This window comes from Chamaesiphon sp. OTE_20_metabat_361, from assembly GCF_031364565.1.
On record NZ_JANLWO010000688.1, the window covers coordinates 1 to 3,017 of the forward strand.

Below are 3,017 nucleotides of genomic sequence, written 5' to 3' on the forward strand. Positions count from 1 at the left end.
ATTGTAAATTTTTATTTACTTTATGAGGAAATATTGAGATCCTGTGGTCTAGATAATGAGATGATATAGGTAATATAAGATAGCTGTGGCTTCGGTCTTGAGTTTAGCTGTGTTGTGTAATTATCATCTAATTTAAAGTTATCTTTTCGAGGGAGAACCATGTTCAAGCGATTCCTGTTGCTGGCGGTGGCAACCATATTGTTTGCATTCCAAACCTTAGTTACCAGTGCTAACGCCATCGAACTCGATGCAGCAACGCGCACAGTCAAATTGAATCCAGACGGTGAAACTGCCACGCTCAATCTCAAACAAGTCAACCAAGGCAGACAACTGTTTGCCTCGACTTGCGCGCAATGTCATGCTGGCGGCGTCACCAAAACTGACTTTAACGTAGGTTTAAGTCCTGTGGACTTATCCGGAGCGACACCAGCGCGAGACAATATTGTAGCGTTAGTAGATTACATGCACCATCCAACTACCTACGACGGCGAAACTCTAATTGCCGAGTTGCACCCGAGCATGGATAGTGCCGATATCTTCACCGAAATGAAGAATCTATCCGAAGATGACATGTATGCGATCGCCGGACACATCCTCATGCAGCCCAAAATTCTCGGCGAGCAGTGGGGTGGCGGTAAAACAGTCAGATAATCCCCGCTCGGATCGGGATTTTGAAGATGGTTGAAGCGATAATCATCATTTCGATCGTCTCCGGTCGCTAGTTGCTCCTACTGTCGCTCCCGCTGGCGCTTGACAGTAGGCATGACAAGAGTACCCAAACCCCAAATTGTTAAAGTTTCAATACAAAATAGGTACTTTTACCGATCGTACCCCCAAAAATTGGGTACAATGGGTGATTGGTAGTATATGTTTCTTAATTTTAGATCGAAGGAGAACCGTTTTGAAAAAGCTGATTTCGATTTTCACAGTAGCAATCGCTCTATTTACAATCGCATTTACTAGTCCGGCGTCGGCTGCTGAGGTAGCTAACGGTGCCAAAATTTTTAGTGCCAATTGTGCGGCTTGTCATGCTGGTGGCAACAATGTCATCATGGCAAACAAGAACCTGAAAAAAGAAGCCCTCGCGACTTATGGCATGAACACGGTTGCTGCGATTACAACTCAGGTAACTAAAGGCAAAAATGCGATGCCTGCTTTTGGTGGTAGACTCAGTGCTGCTCAAATCGAAGACGTTGCTACCTATGTCTTAGCGCAATCCGAAAAAGGTTGGTAGTTTTTGATTGGTGTCTCAACCATGACTGACGATTAGTTAGGTGACATCAATATTAGTGGCTGGTAATTGCTGAAGGTCGATCGAGAAGTTGCTTATGTGATAAGTTATTCTCTATCGCAGCTCGGCGATTGCCAGTCACTTGTTTTAGGAAGGGGTTAGGCTTTAGGCTTTAGGGCAGAAAGTCGTCAGGAGTAATACGCGCCCGAATTGACAACTTTCTATCTCCCCAACTCCCCACTCGTCATCAATGCTAGATATTAATAAGGTTGCGAAACAATTACCTGGGATCGGACAACATCTGGTGCGGGAAAATACCGCCAATCAGCAACGGCTAAAATTGGCGACATCATCACTCCAGCAAGCCATCGAGCGGCAAGTAGAGCTAGCCGAAATCCACAAACAGTGGAGCAATCGACTGTTTTTCAACACTTCAATTCCCGTCGAACTGCTCGATACTTGTATCGATATTGCCGCACCGCCAGCGCAGCAAACCGTCCTCGCTACGGATGGCTCCCAAATCGCGCCCAGCCATCATGAAATCGCCTACTGCTATCTAATCAACGTCGGGAGGGTGATGATTCATTACGGGCAAAATCTACATCCCCTCCTCGATAGCATCCCCGAAGTTTTTTATCAGCAAGAAGATTTGTATATCTCTCGTCAGTGGGGGATTAGTACCGAGGAATGGTTGGGTTATCGGCGAGCGGTTTCCGAAGCCACAGTCCTCGCAGAATTGGGCTGTAACTGGGTCAATCCACCCTTTGGCTTTGATGATAAGCCAGATAGCATTACCGCCCCGCCACAGCCGCGCGTGCCGACCTTAGCGATGGTAGATGGTTCGCTCGTCTACTGGTTTTTGGAGCAATTACCCACCGATGCGCGCGAACAGATCCTCAATCCAATTTTAGCGGCTTGGGAACAGTTGCGAGTCGCGGGAATTCCGATCGTCGGTTATCTCAGTTCGTCGCGGAGTATCGACAATCTCAATCTGCTGCGCCTACTTACCTGTCCCCATGATGTCCCCGATTGTCAGACGCATTGTGGTGGCGAAACTCGCCTCCCGTGTCAACAGTTTGAGGGTGTCCGAGACACTACCTTGTGGAATACGCACTTATTGCCCGGACAACGGAGCTGTTGGTGGCAGAGTACCGCCAAGATTTTAGACTGGTATGACGATCGCCACAAGATCTATTTTTGCTATCTGCATGTCGGTACCGAAATCGCCCGCGTGGAGGTACCCGCGTGGGTGGCTCAAGATGAGGCGTTATCGAGTATGGCGTTGAGTTTGATTATCGCTCAAGTTAATAAGGGTTATGGCTACCCTGTCGCCCTCGCAGAGGCACACAATCAAGCCGTCGTCAGGGGTGCAGATAGATCGAGCTTTTTTGCCCTGCTCGAACGCGAACTAATTAAGACTGGCATCAAAAATGTCGGCACATCCTACAAGGAGACTAGAAAGCGCGGTAGTGTTGCCTGATCTTTCGATCGGATTATGACGCTTTGAGGAACCACTAAAAACACGAGACTTCCTGCAAAAGTAGAAAGATAATCTTTTTTTAGTATTGTTTTTCCCTAAAGTCTAAAACCTAAAGCCTAAAGCCTGACTTTCGCAGGAAGTATAATGATTAACGATCGAGTGTCAAAAGTATATTTAATTGTTAGTAATGCTGAAGCAGGTACCCGCGAATCGCTACCACCTACAGTCCAGATGGAAATTATCGATAGCGACGATCTGGTGCAAACTGAGTTGCGGTTTACCAAAGATGATAAAGTTTGTATCGCG

Annotated in this window: 3 protein-coding genes; all 3 read left to right on the forward strand. The window is 47.0% G+C overall.

Translation table 11 applies throughout. The features are described from left to right. The first annotated feature begins 159 nt into the window (after positions 1-159). The 3 genes from psbV (at position 160) to RMO35_RS19495 (ending at position 2,711) form a co-directional block, all read left to right on the forward strand. Positions 160-651, forward strand: coding sequence for a photosystem II cytochrome c-550 (gene psbV / locus RMO35_RS19485; RefSeq protein ID WP_309743336.1), 492 nt, complete (start codon positions 160-162; stop codon positions 649-651). A gap of 250 nt (positions 652-901) precedes the next feature. After that, on the forward strand, positions 902-1,234 hold the full coding sequence (gene petJ, locus RMO35_RS19490; RefSeq protein ID WP_309743338.1) for a cytochrome c6 PetJ: 333 nt from the start codon (positions 902-904) through the stop codon (positions 1,232-1,234). A gap of 247 nt (positions 1,235-1,481) precedes the next feature. Then, entirely contained in the window at positions 1,482-2,711 is a 1,230-nt protein-coding gene (locus tag RMO35_RS19495; RefSeq protein ID WP_309743340.1) for a DNA double-strand break repair nuclease NurA, read from the forward strand. The last annotated feature ends 306 nt before the right edge of the window (positions 2,712-3,017 follow it).